Origin of the sequence: Paenibacillus sp. W4I10, from assembly GCF_030816325.1 — a bacterium.
Classification (GTDB): domain Bacteria; phylum Bacillota; class Bacilli; order Paenibacillales; family Paenibacillaceae; genus Paenibacillus; species Paenibacillus amylolyticus_B.
This window is the reverse complement of sequence record NZ_JAUSXX010000001.1, coordinates 2672614-2697342: the sequence shown is the minus strand read 5'-3', so window position 1 is coordinate 2697342 and position 24729 is coordinate 2672614. Positions and strand designations below refer to the sequence as shown.

General features: G+C 46.0%; 24 protein-coding genes. All 24 read left to right on the top strand.

What is annotated here, in order from left to right:
* The first annotated feature begins 154 nt into the window (after positions 1–154).
* The 24 genes from QF049_RS11930 to QF049_RS11815 all read left to right on the top strand — a co-directional run bounded on the left by QF049_RS11930 (position 155) and on the right by QF049_RS11815 (position 24707).
* Positions 155–928, top strand: coding sequence for a ClpP family protease (locus tag QF049_RS11930; protein ID WP_223869123.1), 774 nt, complete (start codon positions 155–157; stop codon positions 926–928).
* Entirely contained in the window at positions 925–1155 is a 231-nt protein-coding gene (locus QF049_RS11925; protein WP_036670404.1) for a YlzJ-like family protein, read from the top strand. The genes QF049_RS11930 and QF049_RS11925 overlap by 4 nt, the downstream gene beginning before the upstream one ends.
* A 90-nt stretch (positions 1156–1245) precedes the next feature.
* A complete protein-coding gene (locus tag QF049_RS11920; RefSeq protein ID WP_307537643.1) occupies positions 1246–3984 on the top strand; it encodes an FtsK/SpoIIIE family DNA translocase in 2739 nt (912 codons plus the stop codon).
* Between the two features lie 191 nt (positions 3985–4175).
* Positions 4176–5003, top strand: coding sequence for a spore cortex-lytic enzyme (sleB, locus tag QF049_RS11915; protein ID WP_307537641.1), 828 nt, complete (start codon positions 4176–4178; stop codon positions 5001–5003).
* 126 nt (positions 5004–5129) lie between these two features.
* A complete protein-coding gene (gene yfmF, locus QF049_RS11910) occupies positions 5130–6410 on the top strand; it encodes an EF-P 5-aminopentanol modification-associated protein YfmF (RefSeq protein WP_307537639.1) in 1281 nt (426 codons plus the stop codon).
* 3 nt (positions 6411–6413) lie between these two features.
* Positions 6414–7694 (top strand): EF-P 5-aminopentanol modification-associated protein YfmH, encoded by a 1281-nt coding sequence (gene yfmH / locus QF049_RS11905; RefSeq protein WP_307537637.1) that lies wholly within the window; start codon positions 6414–6416, stop codon positions 7692–7694.
* Between the two features lies 1 nt (position 7695).
* Positions 7696–8466: an elongation factor P 5-aminopentanone reductase gene (gene ymfI / locus QF049_RS11900; RefSeq protein ID WP_026081137.1), complete on the top strand. Its 771-nt coding sequence runs from the start codon at positions 7696–7698 to the stop codon at positions 8464–8466.
* Positions 8467–8628: 162 nt separating this feature from the next.
* The gene (locus tag QF049_RS11895; protein ID WP_017689119.1) at positions 8629–8892 is read left to right on the top strand and encodes a DUF3243 domain-containing protein; all 264 of its coding nucleotides are present in this window, start codon (positions 8629–8631) and stop codon (positions 8890–8892) included.
* Positions 8893–9088: 196 nt separating this feature from the next.
* Positions 9089–9856, top strand: coding sequence for a DUF3388 domain-containing protein (locus tag QF049_RS11890; protein ID WP_047842510.1), 768 nt, complete (start codon positions 9089–9091; stop codon positions 9854–9856).
* 66 nt (positions 9857–9922) lie between these two features.
* Entirely contained in the window at positions 9923–10984 is a 1062-nt protein-coding gene (locus tag QF049_RS11885) for a helix-turn-helix domain-containing protein (protein ID WP_124114098.1), read from the top strand.
* A gap of 67 nt (positions 10985–11051) precedes the next feature.
* Positions 11052–11222, top strand: coding sequence for a hypothetical protein (locus QF049_RS11880; protein WP_017689116.1), 171 nt, complete (start codon positions 11052–11054; stop codon positions 11220–11222).
* 154 nt (positions 11223–11376) lie between these two features.
* Entirely contained in the window at positions 11377–11868 is a 492-nt protein-coding gene (locus QF049_RS11875) for a YajQ family cyclic di-GMP-binding protein (RefSeq protein ID WP_017689115.1), read from the top strand.
* Between the two features lie 320 nt (positions 11869–12188).
* Positions 12189–12776, top strand: a complete 588-nt coding sequence (pgsA, locus tag QF049_RS11870; protein ID WP_062833849.1) for a CDP-diacylglycerol--glycerol-3-phosphate 3-phosphatidyltransferase — start codon at positions 12189–12191, stop codon at positions 12774–12776.
* Positions 12777–12883: 107 nt separating this feature from the next.
* Positions 12884–14140, top strand: a complete 1257-nt coding sequence (locus QF049_RS11865; RefSeq protein WP_036670416.1) for a competence/damage-inducible protein A — start codon at positions 12884–12886, stop codon at positions 14138–14140.
* 243 nt (positions 14141–14383) lie between these two features.
* On the top strand, positions 14384–15448 hold the full coding sequence (recA, locus tag QF049_RS11860) for a recombinase RecA (protein ID WP_053783851.1): 1065 nt from the start codon (positions 14384–14386) through the stop codon (positions 15446–15448).
* Positions 15449–15739: 291 nt separating this feature from the next.
* Positions 15740–16477 (top strand): regulatory protein RecX, encoded by a 738-nt coding sequence (locus QF049_RS11855; protein ID WP_307537632.1) that lies wholly within the window; start codon positions 15740–15742, stop codon positions 16475–16477.
* A gap of 310 nt (positions 16478–16787) precedes the next feature.
* On the top strand, positions 16788–18329 hold the full coding sequence (gene rny, locus QF049_RS11850; protein WP_036609258.1) for a ribonuclease Y: 1542 nt from the start codon (positions 16788–16790) through the stop codon (positions 18327–18329).
* A 154-nt stretch (positions 18330–18483) separates the two neighbouring features.
* On the top strand, positions 18484–19278 hold the full coding sequence (locus tag QF049_RS11845) for a TIGR00282 family metallophosphoesterase (RefSeq protein WP_017689109.1): 795 nt from the start codon (positions 18484–18486) through the stop codon (positions 19276–19278).
* Between the two features lie 118 nt (positions 19279–19396).
* Positions 19397–19657, top strand: coding sequence for a stage V sporulation protein S (locus QF049_RS11840; RefSeq protein WP_007430104.1), 261 nt, complete (start codon positions 19397–19399; stop codon positions 19655–19657).
* Between the two features lie 86 nt (positions 19658–19743).
* Positions 19744–20739: a dipeptidase gene (locus tag QF049_RS11835; RefSeq protein WP_307537629.1), complete on the top strand. Its 996-nt coding sequence runs from the start codon at positions 19744–19746 to the stop codon at positions 20737–20739.
* A 194-nt stretch (positions 20740–20933) separates the two neighbouring features.
* The gene (pduL, locus tag QF049_RS11830; protein ID WP_307537627.1) at positions 20934–21506 is read left to right on the top strand and encodes a phosphate propanoyltransferase; all 573 of its coding nucleotides are present in this window, start codon (positions 20934–20936) and stop codon (positions 21504–21506) included.
* Between the two features lie 312 nt (positions 21507–21818).
* Positions 21819–23375, top strand: a complete 1557-nt coding sequence (gene miaB, locus QF049_RS11825; protein WP_124114101.1) for a tRNA (N6-isopentenyl adenosine(37)-C2)-methylthiotransferase MiaB — start codon at positions 21819–21821, stop codon at positions 23373–23375.
* A gap of 304 nt (positions 23376–23679) precedes the next feature.
* Positions 23680–24093 carry a YlbF/YmcA family competence regulator gene (locus QF049_RS11820; RefSeq protein ID WP_373428344.1) on the top strand — a complete coding sequence of 138 codons (414 nt, stop codon included), beginning with the start codon at positions 23680–23682 and terminating at the stop codon, positions 24091–24093.
* Positions 24094–24302: 209 nt separating this feature from the next.
* Positions 24303–24707, top strand: coding sequence for a PaaI family thioesterase (locus QF049_RS11815; RefSeq protein ID WP_036609249.1), 405 nt, complete (start codon positions 24303–24305; stop codon positions 24705–24707).
* The last annotated feature ends 22 nt before the right edge of the window (positions 24708–24729 follow it).

Genomic DNA, 24729 nt, shown 5'->3' with positions numbered 1-24729 from the left:
GTTCCTCGTAGAGAAGGGGCTTTTTTGCGTTTTCAGGAAGATCTGCAATAGGGTCAATATGTGAAGCAATTTGATGTAGTGAGTATAAGGTGGTTGGAAAAATCCCCATACTAAGGAAATACATTAAATGTTTCTGGAGAAGGGGATTATTGAAATGAATGAACGTATGAATGGCAAGCAGGCATCAAGATCCAATCAACCGGAAGTTGAAGCACCGGAGATTCCGATTCAGGAGGACAAGGCCATCTCTCCCGTGACAGAGACTATTCAGCAATTTGGGCAGACACAGTCGCCTGCAGGTGAATCGAATATTTTCTGTATGACCATTATTGGACAGGTCGAAGGGCATTTGATTTTGCCACCACAAAATAAAACAACAAAGTATGAGCATATCATTCCACAGCTGGTGGCTGCAGAACAGAATCAGCGTATTGAAGGTATACTGATCATTTTGAACACGGTAGGGGGAGATGTAGAGGCGGGTCTGGCCATTGCAGAGATGATTGCTTCTCTGAGCAAACCTACGGTTACTGTGGTCATTGGAGGCGGGCATAGCATTGGAGTACCGATTGCTGTAGCTTCAACATATTCCCTGATTGCCGGAAGTGCCACGATGACGATCCACCCGATTCGGATGAACGGCCTTGTCATTGGTGTACCTCAAACGTTTGAGTATATGGAGAAAATGCAGGAAAGGGTTGTTCGATTTGTGACTTCTCATTCGAATATCTCTGAAGAGATGTTCAAAGAACTGATGTTTAAGACCGGTGAGTTAAATCGGGATATTGGTACAGCTGTAGGAAGCGCAGATGCAGTGAAATATGGATTGATGGATGCAGTAGGCGGGATTGGGCAGGCTATTGCCCAGTTAAATCAGCTCATAGGAGACAAGAGACAGACCCTGCAGGCGGGAGGTTATACCCAATGACATTATATACAGTGATGCCCCCGGAACAACTCTGGTCGGGAATGTGGAAAGAGGGCGAAGATACAAAGGAGATCAAGATGAATGGTTTATTGATGCAGGTGAGACCTGTTAATGACAATGAAGCCGTTATTGTACGTTTGCTGGATTGTCCACTTGAAGCTTATCTCAATCCTGCTAATATGCCCGGTTCGACCATTCCGCTTTCGGGTAACTTGGGATCAGCATAACGCGACGAATTCAGACAAATTGAGCAGAAAAAGAACATATGTACGGATTATATTTGTATGGTATAATATTCTTCTGGGGGTGACCTGATTTTGGCCAGAAGAAAAAAGAGGAAAAAAAAGGGCGCTGGTTTTAGTGGCGTTTTAAAATATGAAATTTACGGGATTGTGCTTATTACCCTTGCTGTCATAGCATTATCGGGTGAAGCCACCGTTGGACGTTCGCTTTCCAAGATGTTCGGACTGATGCTTGGTAAGTTTTATTTTGCGATTCCACTTGTTGGTATTTATTATGGTCTCATGGTGATGATTCACCGGAAATGGCCGAGTGGCTGGACTACACGCAAAACAGGACTGGTATTGCTGGTCTTTGCTTTAACCCTGATGAGTACCGTCTCTGCAATGCACCAGAAGCTCATTCCGGTTGGTGCGCTTGAGCCTGGTGCTGTGATTACGCAGGTACATAATGATATGCAAACCGAGTTGCTAACCCCTGCTGCACCAGGGGAGAGGGACTCCATGCTTAACAAGGACATCAGCGGTGGTTATCTCGGAGCAGGGCAATTTGCTCTTTTCCTGTGGCTGTTCGGCAGCCTTGGGGCGAGACTCATCATGATTGTCATGTTTATCATCAGTTTTATGCTGATTACAAGTCTATCTTATGTGGATCTGATTCGAATATTCCGAACCAAGATCTGGGATGCCGGGAGTTCGATGTACAAAAAGCTGGAGTCGAGGCCCTCTGCACGTTCTGCTTCAGCATCTGATGGAAGGAAGAAAGGTAACACTCGTAAAGTGGTGCCTGTTCCTGTTGAAGATGACGAAGACGAGTATGAGGATGAATTAGAGGAACAGCATCTGCCAAAACGAAAAGCGCCAATATTCTTCCAACTTTTTGGGAAATGGGGAGCTAATCGTGAACAGGCGACATCAGGACGTGAAATGGATGAGGTCGATTCGGCAGAAACAGAACAGATTGTGTACCGCGCCGAACAAGAACACAATGTAGAGGCGTGGCAGGATGCGACCGAAGACGTAGCGAACAAATCAGCTTCATCACGTGTTCCTGTTCAGGCTAAACCTAACTCAGCGCCGATCATTCGAGACTTTTTCGAGCACGTCAGAGCAGAAGAGGCAAGCATTGAAGATGATCTGGACGATGCTTATCCGTTCCCGGATGATCTGGCCGATCCAAACGTAGTACAACAGGGCGAGCATGCCATTAAAATAACGGATGAACTGGTTGAGACAGAGTGGTCTGCATCCGATGCGGGTACGAACGGATTGAATGCTGTGGATGAGATACAGAGTGGAGAAGAAGTACCTAATGATGCAATGCAGGGAACAGATACTCCTACTCCTGAAGGGCAGGACACACAACCGGTGAAACCACCACCGCCACCTCCTAAGCCGTACAAGCTGCCGTCATTCCGTCTCCTTGCCAAGCCAAACAATGGGGGCAAGGCGGGTGACCAGAAGGATTATATGCAGACAGCACGCAAGCTGGAAGCTACACTGGAGAGTTTTGGTGTTCGCGCCAAGGTGCTTGAAGTGGTCCGGGGCCCTGCCGTTACAAGGTATGAAATTCAGCCTGATATTGGTGTTAAGGTCAGCAGGATTGTCAGCCTAACTGATGATATCGCGTTGGCTCTGGCGGCAAAGGATATTCGGATGGAAGCACCGATTCCCGGAAAGTCTGCTATTGGTATCGAAGTACCTAATGGCGAGGTATCGGTTGTAACGATGCGTGAGGTAATGGAGACGGCGACGTTCCAGGATGCAGAATCCAAAGTGACCATTGCATTTGGCCGAGATATCTCGGGTCAGACGATTATTGGTAACTTGGCTCGTATGCCCCATTTGCTGGTCGCAGGTGCTACAGGTTCCGGTAAGTCGGTGTGTATTAACGGTATTATTACCAGCATATTGTACAAAGCCAAGCCGGATGAAGTGAAGTTCCTGATGGTCGACCCCAAGATGGTTGAGTTGAACGTATATAACGGAATTCCACATCTGATGGCACCAGTAGTAACGGATCCTAAACGAGCGTCACTTGCTCTCAAAAAGATTGTGGTTGAGATGGAGAAACGATATGAACTGTTCTCCAAATCAGGTACGCGTAACGTCGAGGGTTACAATAATCTGATGAAAGATAATCCTGCGGCTGTTCTGCCTTATATCGTTGTCATTGTGGATGAGCTTGCAGATCTGATGATGGTTGCAGCCGGAGATGTGGAGGATGCCATTGCACGACTCGCTCAGATGGCTCGTGCAGCTGGAATCCATCTGATTATTGCCACACAACGTCCATCTGTTGACGTTATTACCGGGGTAATCAAGGCTAACATTCCATCGCGGATTGCCTTCGGCGTATCCTCCCAAGTCGATTCCCGAACGATTCTGGATATGGGTGGGGCTGAGAAACTGTTGGGCCGTGGAGACATGTTGTTCATGCCAATGGGCGCATCAAAACCGGTTCGTGTACAAGGTGCATTTATGAGCGATGAAGAAGTCGAGAATATTGTAAACTACGTACGTGGTCAAGGTGAAGCGCAGTATGATGAATCCATTGTACCTGAAGTGGATGATTCCATTCAGGCAGCAGATGAAGTACAGGATGAGTTATATGAGCAAGCTGTACAGATTATTTTGGAGGCAAAACAAGCTTCAGTCTCCCTGTTGCAACGTCGTATGCGGGTTGGTTACACACGTGCAGCGCGTTTGATTGACTCCATGGAAGCCCGGGGGGTAATCGGTCCTTACGAGGGCAGCAAACCAAGGGAAGTGTTGGTTTCGCTTGAACAGTATCAACAGAATAAAATAAGCTCGTAGTGTAACATGGATACAATGAATCGTTTAAGCCCTCAACCTTATTGGTTGAGGGCTTTTTGCTTGCTCAGGAGACTGAAGTTTTGCCATCTACTCCAAAGATCGGATGATTTGGTGCATAGGAAACAAGCAGGCTTGTCATAATAACCTTAGCGATTCTGTTAATCCCACAAGAGAAAGGTAGAGCACAGTCGATGCGAAAAATGAACCTATGGCTTTTCACTGCTATTTTGCTGATATCCGCATTGGGGATTCGTTATTTGCTTCCTGCGAATACAGCAACTGAAAGTTCAGCCGAGCGTACACCGCAGGTAGAAGAAAAGGCCTTGCCTACGTTTAGCAGCAATACAGTGAAATATGGAAGTTATGGTCAGGATGTATATGAGCTTCAGGGGCGTCTGAAGTACCTGGGATTTTACAATGGTAAAATCGACAGTAATTTTGGCAGCAGCACGCTGAAATCCGTCAAATGGTTTCAATCCGAGTTTGGCATGAAGGCAGATGGTGTGGTTGGAGCTGAGACCAAGCTCAAGCTGTACAATGCGTCAACCAAATGGTCGCCAACAGAGCCGCCGCTACACAAGGGATCCTCAGGTGGGGGTGGAGGCGGCAACAATACGGCAGATAAAGAGCAAGACAATATGGGATCTGCCAATGCACTTGGTCTCTCGGAGAATGAACTCAAGATTATGGCTAACGCAGTATATGGTGAAGCCCGAGGGGAACCGTTTGAAGGTCAAGTCGCAGTAGCAGCAGTAATTCTGAATCGCGTAAATTCACCAAGTTTTCCAAGTACGCCTTCTGGTGTGATTTTTCAACCAGGTGCATTTACGGCTGTAGCGGACGGACAGATCTATCTGGAACCGAACGCACAAGCCAAAAAGGCAGTTGAGCAGGCCCTGAATGGATGGGATCCGTCCGGTGGATGTCTCTATTATTTTAACCCGAAGACAGCAACATCCAAATGGATCTGGACCCGTCCACAAGTGAAAACAATCGGACAGCATATCTTTTGTATGTGATGATGTTGGAAGCAACCAGAAGGCGTGACTTCGGTTGCTTCTTGCCTTTTGAATGGGTTAAAATGGTTGTTACGTTTAGCTTAATACGATTGCATGATAAATGACGCCGTAAAGGGGTTTTGACATTTGAATACATCAGGATTCGAACGAGGTAGCAAGAGAGAGTTTCGTATACATGTGCTTCCGACTAAACGTTTTAAAACGTTTGCTATATCGCTATATGCAGGAGTTCCCTTACGGGAAGATACAGTAACCAAAGTAGCGCTGACACCTTTTGTTCTGCGACGGGGCACGGAGTCCTATCCGGAAACAACGCAATTTCGTGAGCAACTGGAGCATCTGTATGGAGCAGGTTTTGGTTTTGACGTTTATAAACGCGGGGATTACCAGATTGTACAGTTCCGAATGGATACCATTAATGATTCCTTTGTTGGAGGAGATGAACAGCTACTGGATCGTTCATTTGCCTTCCTTGGAGAGGTTCTTACACGACCTGCACAGGAGAATGGACATTTCAGGACGTCTTATGTACAAGCAGAGCGAGAGACTGTTCGTAAAAAGCTGGAGTCCATCGTGAATGATAAAATGCGCTATGCTGCTGAACGCAGTATTGAGGAAATGTGCAAGAACGAGCCGTACCGTCTTCACCCACTGGGTGAGCGAAAGGATCTGCCCGGAATCGAGCCTGACACACTGACTGCGTCTTATCAGGAGTGGCTGCAGCAGGCGAGTATGGATCTGTATGTGGTGGGTGATACGACATTGGAGGAGGTTGAGAACCTTGTTCAACGTCATTTCAATGTAGATCGAACGTCCTCCTCCGATTACCAGACACAGGCAGCGTTTCGAGGAGATAAGGAAGTGGAGACCGTTGTTGAGCGACTGAATGTGAGTCAGGGAAAACTCAATATGGGACTCCGTACATCTATCACTTATGGAGATCCTCAGTATGCTGCAGCACTAATGTACAACGGGATTCTCGGTGGTTATCCTCATTCCAAACTGTTTGTCAATGTTCGTGAAAAAGAAAGCCTGGCGTATTACGCGTCTTCGCGATATGACGGACATAAGGGCATTGCAACGATTCAATCCGGGATTGAAATCCCTAATTATGAGAAGGCCGTCACGATCATCAAGCAGCAGCTGGAAGAAATGAAAAGCGGTACAATCAGTGATCTGGAAATGTCCCAGACCAAAGCAATGATCCGTAACCTGCTTAAGGAAATGCAGGATTCTGCTTTTGAGATGATCGCTTATGACTTCAATCGACAGTTGTCTGGCAAAGAAAGAACGGCTGAAGAACTGTTGGCTCAGGTAGAACATATTAGCAAGGAAGATGTGCGTGAGGCGGCAGAACAATTCCGTCTGGATACGATTTATTTCTTGCGGGATGAGAAGGAGGAATAATCGGTGGAGAGCATTCGGTATGAGCATTTGCAGGAGACACTATATTACGAAGTAATGGATAACGGACTGCATGTCTATATTTTGCCAAAACCGGGATTCCAGAAAACGTATGCTACGTTTGCAACCAAGTATGGATCGGTGGATAATCATTTTCAGGTTGAAGGACAGGAAGAAGTGAAGGTCCCTGATGGGATTGCTCATTTCCTGGAGCATAAAATGTTTGAAGAACCAACGGGCGATATTTTTGCCACGTTTGCATCTCATGGTGCTTCAGCTAATGCGTTTACGAGCTTTGATCAGACGGTTTATTTGTTTTCAGCGACCGAATATGTGAATGAAAATATACAAACATTAGTCAACTTTGTGCAAAATCCTTACTTCACGGATCAAAATGTGGAAAAGGAAAAAGGCATTATTGGACAGGAAATTGACATGTATGCTGATAATCCGGATTGGCGTGTTTATTTTGGATTGATCGAAGCCATGTATCTGAAACATCCGGTGCATATCGATATAGCAGGAACGGTGGAATCCATCCGTACGATTACCAAAGAGATGTTATATGAGTGTTATAACACCTTCTATCACCCGAGTAATATGCTCTTGTTTGTGGTGGGTGGTGTAGATCCACAAGAGGTCATTGATATGGTTCGATCGAACCAGGAGCGGAAGGATTATAAGCCACAGGGGAGTATTCAACGCTTCTTCGAACCGGAGCCTGAGCAGGTAGGAGAAGCCAGACGGGAAGCAAAACTGGCTGTTTCACTGCCCAAATGTCTGTTTGGATTCAAGGAGATGGACATTGGACTTACCGGAGAACAATTGTTACGGCGAGATATGACAACGCAGCTGATGATGGATCTTTTGTTTGGCTCAAGCACACGATTATTTCAGAAGCTCTACGATGAAGATCTGATCTCGGACAGCTTTGGACATGAGTATAACAGTTCGCCGCAATATGCGTTTTCAGCCATTGGTGGTGATACAAAAGACCCGGATCAACTGCTCGCGCGTATACGTGAAGAAGTGGATGCCATTGTAGAAAAAGGGTTTGATTCCACGGATTTTGAACGTGCACGCAAAAAGAAAATAGGCGGATATTTGCGTATGCTCAATTCTCCGGAGAACATTGCACATGAATTTACACGTCAGCAATTCCGTGGCGGTGATTTTTTCAATATGCTCCCGCTCTATGAATCGATTACACTGGAAGATGTAAATCTCAGACTGAGAGAGCATATTCGCTGGGATCAACTGGCTGTATCGCTAGTCGTGAGTCCTTGATATGGAGAGGGGAACAGGACAATTGAAGGCAATCGGGGAAATGACTGTACTGGTAACTGGCGCAAGCGGCGGCATTGGAGCGGCTATCGCAGAACGCTTCGCCAGAGTGGGAATGAATGTTGTTATACACTATATGAAATCGCATGAAGCAGCGAATGAAGCCGCCAGACGGTGCATGGAACAGGGCAGTGGAAAAATCATGACCGTGTCTGCGGATCTTCGCAGCCGGGAACAGATTGAGCGCATGCGTGAGAAGCTCGAGTCGCATAATCTCATGCCAGATATTCTTGTGAATAATGCAGGAATCTCGCACTACGGGATGTTGTCTGATGTTACAGAGGAGATCTGGGATGAAGTGATGGCGATTAACCTCAAAGGCACGTTTATGTGCACACAGGAAATGATGCCTCACATGATCTCCCAAAGGTATGGCCGAATCATTAATGTATCGTCGATCTGGGGACTGTCTGGTGCTTCTTGTGAGGTGCTGTATTCGACAACCAAGGGTGGGGTAAATGCATTCACCAAAGCGCTTGCGAAAGAACTCGCACCTTCCGGAGTAACTGTAAATGCCGTTGCTCCTGGCGCCGTTCAGACATCCATGCTGAACCATCTGGATCAGAGTGAACTGAAAATGCTGGAAGAGGAAATTCCGGCAGGAAGACTTGCTCAACCTGATGAAATCTCATCACTGGTTTATTTTCTGGCCCTCCCTGAATCGGGTTATATCAATGGGCAGATCATCAGTCCAAATGGCGGTTGGTTAACGTAAAAAGCAAGAAAGCTTGACTGGCTGTGAACAAAACAGGTGAAGGTTGCTGAGAAGCAGTCGTCTTCCGGATTATTTTCAAAATGTTCGTATATAAAATGCCTCGAAAGCACATATTACAACTGTTGATTTTAAATCTCATGCGTCATCTAAGGAGGATTTATCATGTCAACAGAAAAAACAGTGCTCTCCAGTTTTGACACATGGAAGAAGTTTCTGGGTGACCGCGTACTGCAAGCAGAGAAGATGGGGATGAGTGAAGAAACCATCAACAAACTTGCGTATGAAATCGGCGACTTCCTTGATGAGAAAGTCGATCCGGCGAACCATTCCAACCGGGCATTGAAAGAGTTATGGGATGTCGGCGATGCAGATGAGCGTCGTACGATTGCGTGCCTGATGGTCAAATTGGCCAAACAAAACGCATAAGATTACAGATGAAGAGCTCCCGCAAGGGGGCTTTTCTCTAATATTACAAACGGATTACAGAGCTGTTCTTGTAATTCATTTTCATTTTATATATCATTAACGTGACCCATTTTTAGAAGATGTCTCAGATTGTTGTCCAGTGGACACGTTCTGTTGCTGTCGAATAATGTGGAATAATGCATTACGGGGTGTTGAAATGGAATCTAAACAATGGTACATGGAATATAAAATACATAAGAACAGACCCGGTTTGTTAGGCGATATTGCCTCTATGCTGGGGATGCTTGAAGTGAATATATTGACCATTAACGGTGTTGAAGGCAAAACTCGAGGCATGCTGCTTGAATCGGATGATGATGAAAAAATCCGTTTGCTTGGTGAAATGCTTGGCAAAGTAAACAGCATCACCGTATCGGCTTTGCGTCAACCTAAATTGGTGGATATTTTGGCCGTGCGTCATGGCAGATACATTGACCGTGACTCGGATGATCGCAAGACATTTCGTTTCACACGAGATGAACTTGGGTTACTTGTGGACTTTTTGGGTGAAGTATTTAAGAGGGAAGGCAATCAGGTCATCGGTTTGCGCGGAATGCCTCGTGTTGGTAAAACGGAGTCTATTATTGCGGGCAGCGTATGTGCAATGAAGCGATGGACGTTTGTTTCCTCCACACTTCTTCGTCAGACGATAAGGAGTCAAATGTCCGAAGACGAATTGAACCCGAACAATGTCTTCATCATTGACGGAATTGTAAGTACGATTCGTTCCAGCGAGCGGCATTACAATTTGTTGCAGGATATTATGTCGATGCCAAGTACTAAAGTTATTGAACATCCGGATATTTTTGTGCAGGAATCCGAATATGATTTTAATGATTTTGATATTATTATTGAACTTCGCAACAATCCGAATGAAGAAATTATTTATGATACGTTTACGGCTAGCTACACCGACGAATTGTAAGGAACCGTACGGAATCATGAAATAGATTAGCAACAACTCAAGAGATAAACATAAGGAGGAGATGGCATGTCTGAACTGGGTCAGCAGTTAAGGGAGGCCCGGCTGCAAAAAGGGATGAGTCTTGACGATGTACAGGAAATGACAAAAATTCGCAAGAGGTATCTGGAGGCCATAGAAGCAGGAGACTATAAAGTGCTGCCGGGTAGCTTCTATGTGCGTGCTTTCATCAAAACCTATGCGGAGACCGTGGGACTGAATCCTGATGAGCTGCTGGAGGGACACAAAAAAGACGTACCCGCAGAAGAGACGGAAGCAACGATGGAACCGGTTATTCAGAAGCGTTCCAGCCGTCCGGTTGAGCGTAGTAATCGGTGGATGTCTGTCGCGCTGATGTGGACCTTCCCTGTTTTGATCGTAGTACTGTTGTATGTATACGTGGTGTATAACAATGGTGATGAATCAGACAATCCGGGGCTTGATTCAGTCAAAATTACAGACAGTCAACAACAGCCTGAGGATAAACCGGATCCACCTGCCGACAACGGTCAGGCATCTAATCCGCCTGCGACAGATTCAGGTACTGACGGTACTGGTGAGGGCGACGCTGGCGGTAATGGTGGCGGTACAGACACTGAAGGACAGACGGACGGTCAAACTGATGGTCAAACTGATGGTCAAACCGACGGACAAACGGGAGAAAATCAGGAAGAACCGACAGACAATTCACCGTCTAATGTGACTGTTGCAGAAGATGGGAAATCAGGAAATATTACGAACTTTAAAGTTAACGGTAGTGCAGGGCAACCTGTAACGGTTACGATCAAAGCAACAGGTCATAGCTGGCTGGAAGTGTACAAAGGCGAAAACTCCAGTGGAGAGAAGTTGGAGTATGGTAACACAGCCGAAGGTGACAGCTATACCTTTGAGTTGGATAGTACAGGCATGTATATTAAGTCCGGTTACGCTGCAGCGACCACGATTGAGGTTGGCGGGCAAGTTGTAACGGATGGCAAGGCGACCAATCGGATCCGTCTGAAGCTTGGTGAAGACAGTAGTAACACTACTTCTTCCACAGGTGTTGAAAATGGATCAACGGACGGTACAGGGGGTACCACGGGTAGCGAATAACCAGGTCAACTGCAGGAGACAATAATCGTGTCTTAACTTGCAGTTAACTTTTGGTGAAGTGAGGTGGATGGCTGTGACAGTCAGCTGGATCGTAACAGGTTTAGGGATCATTGTCAGCCTCCTGGGTTATTACCTGACTCCAAGTGCTTGGGGTTACGGAATATTGGGTTTTGGACTTGCACATGTACTTTTGGGTGTGCTCGATATGTTCAGACAGCCCAACCGCAGCCGCTATTAGTTGGAAGCTGGATCAGCAAGCATTTTTGGCAGCCACTTGAAGTGGCTGCCAAAAATGCTTTTTTCTTTGTGTAAAACAGCTTGAAATTAGACTTTTGCTTAAGGTATCCTCTATAATGTTACAGAACATACGATTAACTGAAAGGGTGACTGGTTTGAGCTCAGAAAATTCATTTGATATCGTGTCCAAAATGGACTTGCAAGAACTGACAAATGCCGTTACACAAACCGAGAAAGAAATTGGCACTCGTTATGACTTCAAGGGCAGCAAGAGCAGCCTGAAACTGGATAAGGATGCGTTAACGATCGTATCTGATGATGAGACCAAACTCAAGGCTGTCATTGACGTGCTGCAATCCAAAATGGCGAAGCGTGGTCTACCATTGAAAAACATTGATTACGCAAAGGTAGAGCCAGCGTCTTCTGGTACAGTCCGCCAGCGTTTGAATTTTAAACAGGGGATTGATCAGGACATCGCCAAGAAAATCAATATTCTTATTCGGGACTCCAAGATGAAAGTGAAGAGTCAGATTCAGGGAGACCAGCTGCGGGTAACTGGTAAGAGTAAAAATGATTTGCAAGCTGTCATGCAGCTGCTAAATGGTGCTAACCTACCTCTGGATTTGCAATATACAAATTTTAAGTAATATGGTCTTTTTGTAGCTAAAGTGTTTTTTGACACGGTATTGGGCGTATATTATACTAAGTGTGCATTGCTGGCAGTCAAGCATCAAGTCCAGTCCTCATCGTTTGCTGACTTTGTGAAAAGCAGTACATCTTCTGGAAGTCACCGGAACGTTTAAAGCGGTTTTGCTTTTGAGCGGTTGACTTTATTTTTTGCGTTTCTACATAGTGGGATCATGTTAATCTGGATTGACATTGAAACTGTACATTTCATGTTCCGGATGATGATAACGGGATTATGATGATTGTTTGGAGTAATGGAGGATATGAGGGAGGGCGTCTTGTGAATTTACCCAACCGGATTACGCTTGCACGAATTTGCTTAATCCCTTTTTTGATGGTGTTCCTGCTCGTGGATTTTCCATTTTATCCAGAGCCGTTGCAGCTTGGAAGCTTTTCGCTTCCGTATAATCAACTGATTGCTGCTGTTATTTTTATCATCGCCGCAAGCACAGATGGAATTGACGGATACCTTGCGCGGAAAAATAACATGGTTACCAATCTGGGGAAACTGCTCGATCCACTCGCAGACAAGCTGCTGGTTACTGCAGTATTGATCTCGCTTGTGGAGATGGGCAAGCTGGATTCCTGGATTGCAGTTGTTATTATTAGTCGTGAATTCGCAGTTACCGGCTTGCGTCAAATTGCATTGCTTGATGGTTCGGTTGTTGCCGCCAGTGCTTGGGGCAAGCTGAAGACTGTAGTGCAGATTGTGGCGATTGTGCTGTTGCTGTTGAACAATTTCCCGTTTTCATACACGGGTATTCACGTCGATATTATTGCGGTATGGGCAGCAGCGCTTATTACCATCTGGTCGGGTATCGATTACTTTATCAAAAACAAAAATTTGCTTCATTTAACAAAAGCATAATGGTTTGTTCTTAAATGGGTAATCATGAAGGAAGCATTGGGTCAGGGGCAATAGGAAATTATCCTATTGCCCTTTGATCACTCACCACGTGTATAGGAGGATGCTCAATGAAGGCAGAAATCATTGCAGTTGGCACAGAGTTGCTGCTTGGACAAATCGTCAATACCAATGCCAGATACCTATCCCGTGAATTGGCTGCGATGGGGATCGATGTATATTTCCAAACGGTGGTTGGGGATAACCTGAACCGACTTAGTGAAGCTATTCGCATTGCGCAGAGCCGTGCAGACGTTATTTTATTTTCCGGTGGCATCGGACCTACCCAAGATGATCTGACCAAGGATGCGCTCGCAGCTGTTCTTAACCGAAAACTGCATACAGATCGAATGGCAATGGACAAAATTGAGAGCTTTTTCAGAGATCGTAATGTGGACATGACAGAGAATAACCGACGTCAGGCGATCGTTATTGATGGCGGAACACCTCTGGCCAATGAAACGGGCCTTGCGGCAGGAAATGCGATTTCTGACAATGACAAATATTATGTTGTGATGCCTGGACCACCTAAAGAGCTGATTCCAATGTTTGAACAGGAAGTCAAACCTTGGCTGTTCCAGCATGTACTTACAGAAGAGATGCCGATCTATTCCCGAATGCTCAAATTCGCAGGTATTGGTGAATCTGCTTTGGAAGATCGACTATTGGATCTGATTGATGCGCAGACAGACCCTACGATTGCTCCTTACGCGAGCGAAGGCGAAGTTACGGTACGTGTCTCCACAAAGGCTGCGAGTGAGGGAGAGGCGAAGCTGAAGCTGGATGCGATGGAGGTTCAGATTCGGGAGCGTTTGACAGAACATCTCTACGCGAACGAGGATGTGCCTATAGAGTACACGATTGTAACCATGATGTCTGACATGGGGCTGACGCTCAGCGCTGCTGAGAGCTGTACAGGAGGGCTTGTCATGCAAAGTCTGACCTCTGTACCCGGAAGCGCATCAATGCTCAAAGGTGGAATTGTTTGTTACTCCAATGAAATTAAAGAAAAGCTGCTGAATGTGCCTCATGATTATCTGGAAGGTGAAGATGCACCTGGGGCGGTAAGTCCTGAGGTTGCAAAAGTGCTTGCTGAGCAGATCCGCATGATTGGCGATGCTGATTTTGGCCTGGCTGTTACCGGTGTAGCTGGACCGGGATATTCGGAACGCAAACCACCCGGGCTTGTCTTCATCGCTCTTGCTGAACGTGGAAAAGAGACGGAAATTCATGAGCTGCGTATTAATGGTAATCGCGAGACGGTTCGCATTCGTTCAGCCAAAGCGATTCTCTATCGCTTATGGCAAAAACTTGTGGCGATGGATTGATTAGTTAATAGCTTCGATTGCATTTACAGTTCCAAGCAAGTATAATTAAGGAAGACGGAAGAACCGTAGAATTAGGCTTTACAGCCTTGTTTACGGTTCTTTTTTCTGTTTAATGGAAAGTTTCCTTGAGGAAGAGGCGCCTCGGCCTTTACAAAAAAAACGAATGTATGTTCGAAAAAAAGCTTGGCAAACGTGTTAAAACAAGGTATCATTATCTTATAAACAGTAAAGGGTGTGAGCTTATTGTCAGACCGTCGTGCCGCGCTTGATATGGCGCTCCGTCAAATAGAGAAGCAATTTGGTAAAGGATCCATCATGAAACTGGGTGAGTCCACTCATATGAATGTGGAAATTATTCCCAGTGGTTCCTTGGCTTTGGATATTGCATTAGGAACAGGCGGCTTGCCTAAAGGCCGTATTGTTGAAATATATGGACCTGAGTCTTCGGGTAAAACAACTGTCGCATTGCATGCGATTGCTGAAGTACAACGCGTTGGTGGACAAGCAGCATTTATCGATGCCGAGCATGCTCTTGATCCTCAATATGCAAGCAAATTGGGTGTTAACATTGACGAATTGCTTCTATCTCAGCCAGATACGGGTGAGCAAGGGCTGGAAATTGCAGAAGCTCTTGTGCGCAGTGGTGCAGTAGATATCGTTGTTATTGACTCTGTAGCCGCATTGGTACCAAAAGCAGAGATTGAAGGCGAAATGGGTGATTCACACGTAGGTTTGCAAGCGCGTTTGATGTCTCAGGCGCTGCGTAAATTGTCTGGTGCAATCAGCAAATCCAAAACAATCGCAATCTTCATCAACCAGCTTCGTGAGAAAGTCGGCGTTATGTTTGGTAACCCGGAAACAACACCTGGTGGTCGTGCTCTGAAGTTTTATTCCACAGTACGTCTGGATGTGCGTCGTATTGAGAGTATCAAATCAGGCAATGACATGATTGGTAACCGTACTCGTATTAAAGTCGTGAAAAACAAAGTAGCACCTCCGTTTAAACAAGCGGAAGTGGATATCATGTATGGTGAGGGTATCTCGAGAGAAGGCAGTATCATTGACATTGGTACAGAGCTGGACATCGTTAATAAAAGTGGTGCATGGTACTCATACGAAGGCGAACGTTTAGGACAAGGCCGTGAGAACGCAAAGCAGTTCATGAAAGAGCATAAAGATATTGCTGAAATCATTGAACAAAAAATTCGTGTAGCAAGTAACTTGACTACTGCAGTTCCTGCGCCAACTAGTGAAGAGCAACAAAAAGAAGCAGCAGAAGAACAAGAATTGTTTGAAATCAACGAGTAATGTCCCAAAACCCTCCCCTTGTGGGGAGGGACCGGAGGACGTTGCCCTCTGGACTCCGTAAACTTATCTGATTGAGCTTGAGCTTGGATCAATCTGGATAATGGATTGTAGTGGGAGTTCTCGTGCTGTGCTAACAGCCCCTGTCCATTGGGACAGGGGCTGTTAGCACGCTAACTGTGGAGTAAAGGCCGGGCTGAGTTCCCGGTCTTTTGTATTATTAGTGTTCTTTGTCTTATGTGAAGATGTGTTTGGCGTAGTCAGAATGAAAATGTTATGAAAGGGGAGACCAGAATGGATCAACATGACGAGGATTTATATGAAGAAGCAGAACAGGACGGCCTATCCCAATTTCCGGACAACGAAGAACTTATTATTACACGTGTAGAACGAACGAAGAGCAGGCAAGCTCGTTATCGAATCACTTTTGGCATCCACTCTATTACGGTTCTTGAAGATGTGATGATTAAATACAGGATGACTCAAGGCAATACGTTTATGAAGAAGGATCTGGAAGAAATCATTGTAGCTGACGAGCGACAGCGGACGTATGCACAGTCTCTGCGCTTTTTGGAGCATAAGCCACGTACGCGCCATGAATTAAGTCAGAAACTTCGTCAGAAGGAGTTTGCTGCGCCATTAATTGAAGAGACGCTGGATCGACTTGAGCAGGAGAAGTTAGTGGATGACGATCTATTTGCGAAGGAATGGACAAGACAGCGTATGGAGGGCAAGCGGAAGGGAAAACTGTGGATAAGGCAAGAGCTGCGTCAAAAGGGCATTGCCAATGATCTCATTGTTGAGGCACTAGAAGGTATTAGTACAGATGCGGAATTTGAGACTGCTTTGAGTGCCGGACGCAAAAAATGGAATCAGGTCAAAGGGGACGTCAAAGAGAAGAAAAATAAAACGCTTCCCTTCCTAATGAGACGTGGTTTTTCAATGGATATGGTGCGCCGGGTCGTGAATTGTTTAATTGAAGAAGATGAGGCTGGGGACCCTGAAGATGACGAAGCGTTGTTATGGGATTAGCAGACCAGAGTCTCTATACTGCATTCTCTTGACAATTTCTTTCGTCAAATACTAAAATGGACATGAGTCTGTAAGAAATGGACAACCCTTTTTCCTTCCAAAAAAGCGGTTTCGGTTTCTTAAGATTTATACCATTCTTAATTATGGGTTCGCTGGAAACAGTGAATAGTACGTGGAAACATGTACATGTGAAATGAAAATCGGCGGGGGATCGCCGTGAGTATTCGTTATTCCCAAACATATGTAAGGTTTGAAAACTGCAAATTGACCCAAGGAATGCCTTGGAGGAACCAACGAGGAGGTGAACAGTATGAATCCTGCAATCACGATCGCTCTCGTTGTGGCCGCGCTAATCATTGGGTTCGGAGTAGGGTATTTTATTCGCAAATCTCTTGCAGAGGCTAAAATCTCTAGTGCGGAACAAGCTGCCGTACAAATCGTGGAGAACGCGAAGAAAGAGGCAGAGGCACTGAAGAAAGAAACGGTGCTGGAAGCGAAGGATGAAATCCATCGCATTCGTGCTGAAGCTGAAAAAGACACTCGTGAACGTCGGAATGAAATTCAACGACAAGAAAGACGATTGTTGCAAAAAGAAGAGTCGCTGGATAAAAAATTGGAATCACTCGAACGTAAAGAAGAGCAAGTGGCTAACAAAGAGAAACGAATTGATGAGACTCAGCAGCAGATCGAAATGATTTACAAAAACCAGGTGACAGAGTTGGAACGTATATCCAACCTCACCATGGAAGACGCACGCAGTATCATACTGTCCAACGTAGAACAGGAAGTTCGTCATGAGACGGCTCAAATGATCAAGGACATTGAACAACAAGCGAAGGAAGAAGCGGACAAAAAGTCCCGCGAGATTATTACACTCGCCATCCAACGCTGTGCGGCTGACCACGTGGCGGAAACAACGGTATCTGTTGTTACCCTGCCAAATGAAGAAATGAAAGGCCGGATTATCGGTCGTGAAGGACGTAACATCCGTGCGCTTGAAACCCTTACAGGGATTGACCTCATTATCGATGATACGCCAGAAGCTGTTATTCTGTCGGGCTTTGACCCGATTCGCCGTGAAATCGCCCGTACTGCCCTGGAGAAACTGGTGGCTGATGGACGTATTCACCCGGCGCGGATTGAAGAGATGGTTGAGAAATCCCGCAAAGAAGTGGATGAGCGCATCCGTGAATACGGTGAGCAAGCTACCTTTGAAGTGGGCGTGCATGGTCTGCATCCGGATCTGATCAAAATTTTGGGCCGGTTGAAGTTCCGTACAAGTTACGGTCAGAACGTCTTGAAACATTCCATGGAAGTCGCTTATCTGGCTGGACTGATGGCTGGCGAACTCGGAGAAGACGTAACTCTGGCAAGACGTGCAGGTCTATTGCATGACATCGGTAAAGCGCTGGATCACGAAGTGGAAGGATCACACGTCGAAATTGGCGTGGAACTGGCGAAGAAATACAAAGAACATCCGGTTGTAATCAACAGTATCGCGTCCCATCACGGAGATTGCGAAGCGACTTCGGTCATTGCCATGTTGGTTGGCGCAGCAGATGCGCTCTCCGCAGCAAGACCAGGCGCACGCCGCGAAACGCTGGAAACGTATATCAAACGACTGGAGAAGCTGGAAGAAATCTCAGAGTCCTTCGAAGGTGTCGAGAAATCGTACGCCATTCAGGCCGGACGCGAAGTTCGCGTTATGGTACAGCCTGAGAAGATCGATGATGCTGAAGCCTTCCGCTTAGCCCGTGACATCACGAAGATGATTGAGAATGAACTCGACTATCCGGGTCACATCAAAGTCACCGTCATCCGGGAAACCCGTGCGGTTGAATACGCAAAATAGAGCATTACGGAAAAGTGGCCGCAGTAGTGGGCCACTTTTCCTGTTGATAGCCTGTTAAAAGGCAACTACACATCATGGAGCATGAGATAGAGTCCTGCAAAGGTTCAACATTTGAAGTAAGAGGACTTTGCAGGAATTGAGGAGGCAGTAATCAATGAAAGTTTTGTTTATTGGTGACATTGTAGGTAACGTGGGACGTAAGGCACTAAAGGAAAATTTACCATATCTGAAATCGAAGTATAAGCCACATGTGGTGATTGTGAATGGTGAAAATGCGGCAGCAGGTCGCGGCATTACCGGTGCAATCGCAAATGAGTTTTTCAACTGGGGTGTACATGGTATTACACTTGGTAATCATACTTGGGACAATAAGGATATTTTTGATTTTATAGATGATGAGCCGCGCATGATTCGTCCAGCGAACTTTCCACCAGGAACACCAGGACGAGGATACACGGTTGTCAAAGGCGAAGGGAAAGAGCTGGCAATTGTCAATCTGCAAGGAAGAACGTTCCTGCCTGCTCTGGATTGTCCATTCCGTGTAGCTGATGAAATTGTAGATGAGCTGCGCCAAGACCATAAATGTATTTTGGTCGATATGCATGCTGAAGCAACCTCAGAAAAGATTGCCATGGGATGGCATCTGGATGGACGTGCGTCTCTCGTTGTAGGTACACATACGCATGTACAGAGTAATGATGATCGGATTTTGCCTGGAGGAACAGCTTATTTGACGGATGCAGGCATGGTAGGGCCTCGTGACGGCATATTAGGCATGGAGCGTGAGGCCGTGCTGCGTAAGTTCTACACCCAGCTACCTGTACGTTTCGTTGTGGATGATGGCAAATGGCACTTCCATGGTGTTTTTGTTGAAATTGATGAAGCTACAGGTGCGGCAACACGCATCGAAAAAATTCGTCTGATGGAGGACGAGTGGCGCATGGAATAGGGGCATTGTCCCAATTTGCAGGGAAACCCGTCTAAAAAGAAGGAATTTTTTTGCCTCCCGCGAATAACATCTAGTAAGATGGAAACAAACTTTCAACATTCCCAGGGAGGTACTTACCATGGATGTATTAAAAGTTTCAGCAAAGTCCAATCCTAATTCTGTAGCCGGCGCTCTTGCAGGGGTTCTTCGTGAACGTGGAAATGCTGAACTGCAGGCAATTGGAGCGGGAGCACTGAACCAAGCCATTAAAGCGGTAGCGATAGCCCGGGGATTTGTAGCACCAAGCGGAGTTGACCTGATTTGTATTCCAGCTTTTACAGACATTGTGATCGACGGCGAGGACCGAACGGCCATTAAGCTGATTGTGGAGCCCAGATAATACATGCAGTATGCATTGAACCTGTTTACGTTGTAGACAGGTTTTTTTGCGTTTTTTTTGCAATAACATATTGAGGAGGGTTTAAGATGTCCAAGTCTGATTGGCGTGTAGCTGATTTTCACTGTGATGCACTGAGCAAAATTTTGATGCAGCCTGCTCTTTCATTTGAAAATGCTCCACAACTGGATGTGAACTTGCAACGTTTGAAAGAGGGGAATGTAGGGTTGCAGGCGTTCGCCATCTATTTGCCCGAAGTACTTGGCAGAGGCAAGTTTGAACATGTGATGGGGCAATTGGAGATTTATCGTAGACGTGTGGAGAGAAGTCAGGAGCGGCCTGACGGCACACAAACGTTGTTATGGCGTGAACAGGTGGCTCAGGTGGGGCAAACCGAGGGTCCGTGGGGATTAATCACACTGGAGGGTGTGGATGGCCTGGAGGGCAACCTGTTCTATCTGGAGTTATGTTATCAGATGGGCGTTCGAATCATTGGACTAACGTGGAATTATGCCAATTGGGCGGCTGACGGAGTAATGGAGAAGCGTGGAGCAGGTCTGACCGAGAAGGGGAAGGAACTGGTGCGCCAGTGTAATGAAATCGGAATGCTGCTCGACGTGTCACATCTGACAGAGAAAGGTTTTTGGGAACTGGCTGACTTGAGTAAACGTCCTTTTATCGCCTCCCATTCCAACAGTTATAGCGTATGTCCCCATGTGCGTAATCTGAAAGATGATCAGATTCAGGCTATCATTGCCCGGGAAGGGCGGATCGGACTGACGTTTGTGCCCTGGTTTGTAAAGCAGGAGGGTGAGGTACGTATAGAAGATCTGCTGCCTCATATTGAGCAATTCTGTTCTCTCGGCGGGCAGCATCACCTGATGATGGGGTCCGATTTTGATGGAATTTCAACGTATATTCAGAGACTTGAACATTCAGGACATTATCCGAGACTGACGGAAATCCTGCTCAAGCATTATGATGAACATCTGGTTCGTGGCTGGTTGTGGGGGAATGCAATGAGTTATTTGGGGGAACACTTGCCAGAGAGCAATCCAAAGATAAAGGGGGCTTCCATGAAATAGTGAACTGGTGTGTGCGTTGAATGTGTTGAATTGAAACTAATTTTCCAAATAAAGGACGGGAATGATGGTGAAATAAGTGTATTTCATGAATTTTCATCAGTTCGTTTTCATTTCACTCCAAAAAGGGGTATAATACCATTGGATTGTTAAGAGCCTGAGTACAGGCCATAGATAAACAAGGAGTGAAATTTACAATGAGTAAAACAGTACCAGTGGGCGTATCTGCCCGTCACATTCATGTATCCCAAGAGCACGTTGAAATTTTGTTTGGCAAAGGTTATGAACTGACTGAATTTAAACCTCTGTCCCAACCTGGCCAATACGCTGCTAACGAAACTGTAGCGGTAATTGGTTCGAAAGGACAGTTTGATAAAGTGCGTATCCTTGGACCTGTTCGCCCTGAAACGCAACTGGAGATCTCCATGACAGATTCATTTGCGATTGGTGTTAAAGCACCTGTACGTGAATCTGGAAGCATTGAAGGTACACCAGGAATCACAATTAAAGGCCCTGCTGGCGAAGTTACGATTGATAAAGGTGTTATCGTTGCTGTTCGTCATATTCACTTCCATACTTCTGATGCTGCTAAATGGGGTATCGAGGACAAACAAATGCTGAAAGTTCGCTTGGGCGGAGATCGCGGTCTTGTACTGGAAAATGTACTGGCTCGTGTATCCGATTCTTTCGCACTGGACATGCATATTGATACAGATGAAGCTAACGCTGCTGGCGCTCGTAATGGCGACACTGCTGAAATCATCGATTAATTACATGTAATAACTTTAGCCGCCAATTGGGGCGGTCTGAATAACATATAAACCTGAGCACAGCCAACAAGGGCCGGTTAATTCCAGCCCTGATGGCAAGGCTCAGGTTTTTGTATTTTCTGAGTGTTCTTCTGAACATGGCATGTTACGGATTAGACGAAGGGACATGCGCTTTGGATGTGGAACTACAGCCCAATTCATGCTATAATTTGCTGTAATGCTCTTTTAGTGTTCCAAGCAAGAAATTCACCTGGAACAGGGATGAATGAACGATTTTTTATTAATAGAGGCTGTAAGGAGTGACCGAAGGAAATGGCTAAAGACTCAAAAAAGGATTACTCCCAATATTTTGATTTCTCCGATGCCAAAGTAATTTCGCAAGATGAATTCAGCAAAAAGATAAGAATCCGGGGCCGTGAGATTAACATCAAATCGGAACCCAATCATCGTCAGGAGAAACAGCGGGGCAAGGAAGACGTCCAGGTGCTTTACGAAAATGCCGTTCCCGATGAACTGAAAAACATAGGGAAAGGCAAACATTATATTGTATATACGTATGGATGTCAGATGAACGAGCATGACTCGGAAACCATCAAAGGACTGCTTGAGTCTATGGGATATCAGGCTACAGAGAATCGCAAAGAAGCTGATATTATTCTGCTCAATACGTGTGCCATACGGGAAAATGCGGAAGATAAAGTATTTGGTGAGCTTGGTCACCTGAAAACGCTAAAACTCGAACGTCCGGGATTGTTACTTGGCGTATGCGGGTGTATGTCCCAAGAAGAAGGCGTCGTCAACCGAATCATGCAGAAGCATGGCTTTGTGGATATGATCTTTGGTACACATAATGTGCATCGACTGCCACATCTAATCCAGGAAGCGCTGTTCAGCAAAGAAATGGTTGTTGAGGTGTGGTCCAAGGAAGGCGACATTATTGAGAACCTGCCGAAGAAACGTGAGGGTATGCGCGGCTGGGTGAACATTATGTATGGCTGCGACAAGTTCTGTACATATTGCATCGTTCCGTTCACGCGGGGCAAAGAACGCAGCCGTCGTCCTGAAGATGTCATTGCCGAAGTTAGGGATTTGGCACGACAAGGCTTTAAGGAGATCACGCTGCTTGGTCAAAATGTGAATGCGTACGGCAAGGACTTCACCGACCTGAACTACAGCTTTGGTGACTTAATGGATGCCATTCGCCAAATTGATATTCCGCGAGTACGGTTTACAACCAGTCACCCACGTGACTTCGATGATCGCTTGATTGAAGTGCTGGCCAAGGGCGGAAATTTGGTGGAGCACATTCATCTTCCGGTGCAATCTGGCAGTTCAGAAGTACTCAAACGTATGAGCCGCAAGTATAGCCGGGAACACTATCTGAAGCTGGCTGACAAAATTAAAAAGGCCATCCCGGATGTTGTGTTGACAACGGATATTATTGTTGGTTTTCCGGGGGAAACGGAAGAACAGTTTGAAGATACACTTTCCCTTGTCCGTGAAGTAGGGTATGATTTTGCCTATACCTTTATTTATTCTCCACGTGAAGGTACACCGGCTGCAGTGATGGAAGACAACGTACCGATGGAAGTGAAGAAGGAACGTTTGAAGCGCTTGAACGAAACGATCAACGAATACAGCCATCGAAGCAATGAAGAGCAACGGGGCAAAATCGTTGAAGTACTCGTTGAAGGCGAGAGCAAGCGGAATTCTGAAGTTCTGGCAGGACGTACGCGCAGCAACAAGCTGGTGCATTTTGAAGGACCCAAAGAACTGATTGGTACTTTCGTACAAGTGGAAATCACCGATCCAATGACTTTTTATATTCGGGGCAACCTGCTCTCTGAGCCGGTAGCTGCCAATCAGTAATACACACAACAATAAGATGAGAATTTTGGGGTTCAATATCAGGTTCGGACATTTGCGCAAGTAGCGGAGGGGACGGAATCGGTCTGTAGAAGCGAAGCGTTCGCCTTTGTCTCCGGAGTTTAACCTTGAACAGTTGTAATCAGAAAAATCCGGAGACAACAGCGATCAAAAGAACGATCCGTACCCGCAGCGGTCATGGAGCAGACGTTTGAACTCATTTGAGCCCAGGTTCTCATCTTATATCATCTCATAGAATGGAGCGATTTCAGTGGCGCAGGAAGAAGTGCAGTACAACCATTATGGAATGCCAACCTACGATACGCGCAATCTGGTCATACGCGACGACATTATGGGAAAAGCCAAAGAATTGGCTGATATGCTCGGAACGAGTGAGGAAGTTAGACAGTTTCAACAGGCTGAAACCAAAATTCGTGATCATGAGCGCATCCAGCAGTTGATTGCAACGATCAAGAAAAAACAAAAAGAGATTGTTGCTTTTGAAAGCTTCAAAAATGTAGAGATGGTCAGCAAAATTGAACAGGAAATTGACGATCTGCAAAGCGAACTGGACGGTATTCCATTGGTTACGGAATTCCAGCAGAGCCAGAGCGACATCAACTACTTGCTTCAACTAGTGATCTCTGTAATCCGGGATACGGTTTCTGAAAAAGTAAACGTGGAGGCTGGAACGGATTCACCTCCGACTAGTTGCGGTTAAATGACGGAAGGGTGCGGACGCTGTCCGCGCCTTTTTTGACATTACATAACCGTTAACGTGGAGTGGCTATCGCCAAGTACTCGGAATATAATTCCAAGCAAAGCTCCACGCTGTGGGGTTATTTTGTGTGGCATAGCTGATTTTTAATGATAAAGGCACATGACATCAAGAGAGCTTGATACGTACAGTAAATAAAGGAGAAATGAATAATGAGTATTTTGGACAAAATGGTGGAAGACGGAGACGGACGATTCTGGGGATTTCTCGGCTGTCGTTATATTAAAGGAGACGGCAAAGAAGTACAGATCGCGTTGACAGCAGGCGAACATCATACCAACTCCATGGGGATTATTCATGGGGGTGTATTAACTTCACTGATGGATCAGGCGATGGGTATGGTTGCAACAGCAGCAATGGAAGTGGACGGCTGTGTGACAACGAATCTGAACGTACATTTTCTCGCACCAATGAAACAAGGGGAGTTAACGGTGACAGCTACGGTACTGCATCAAGCAGGACGCAGTGTGACGACTCAATCGGAGGTTCGTGATGCATCGGGCACGTTGGGATGTATGGCTACGGCGACATTCCGCATAGCACGCCCTAGAACGTAACGCACGAATCCTGCGGTTGACA